The organism is Methylobacterium sp. E-066, from assembly GCF_022829635.1.
Taxonomy (GTDB): domain Bacteria; phylum Pseudomonadota; class Alphaproteobacteria; order Rhizobiales; family Beijerinckiaceae; genus Methylobacterium.
Genome location: NZ_JAKSYO010000157.1, coordinates 1 through 544, shown reverse-complemented (window position 1 = coordinate 544; position 544 = coordinate 1). Strand labels below are relative to the sequence as shown.

Here is a 544-nt window from a genome sequence, read left to right as displayed (position 1 = left end):
GGTCTGGCGGCGACCGACTCTCCCGTGCCTTGAGACACAGTACCATGGGCGCTGGCGTGTTTAACGGCCGAGTTCGAGATGGGATCGGGTTCTGGGCACGCCGCTCAAGCCACCAGACCGGCACATCGCAATTTCTTTTGGGACTGGCCTTCGCAGGGTGCTGCGACGGCGGGGTCCTCGTTCGGCAAGCATGTGGCAGCTGTCTGCTGCTGGTCTCGTTGTGCACGTGTGTCACGGACACGGATCACGGGAGCGATCAAGTCAATCGGGCGATTAGTACCGGTCGGCTCAACGCGTCGCCGCGCTTGCACCCCCGGCCTATCGACGTGGTCGTCTTCCACGGCCCTCAAGGGAGGTCTCGTTTTAAGGGGGGTTTCCGCTTAGATGCCTTCAGCGGTTATCCCGTCCGTACGTAGCTATGCTTCACTGCCGCTGGCGCGACAACAGCTCCACCAGAGGTACGTTCATCCCGGTCCTCTCGTACTAGGGACAAAGCCTCTCAAACCTCCTACACCCACGGCAGATAGGGACCGAACTTGCCTAC

2 rRNA genes are annotated in these 544 nt (G+C 61.2%); both read right to left on the bottom strand.

Going from position 1 to position 544, the window contains the following annotated elements:
• Position 1: 1 nt before the first annotated feature.
• A 5S ribosomal RNA gene (gene rrf / locus MKL20_RS21790) occupies positions 2-117 on the bottom strand.
• Positions 118-252: 135 nt separating this feature from the next.
• Positions 253-544, bottom strand: a 23S ribosomal RNA gene (locus MKL20_RS21785); the annotation flags it as partial.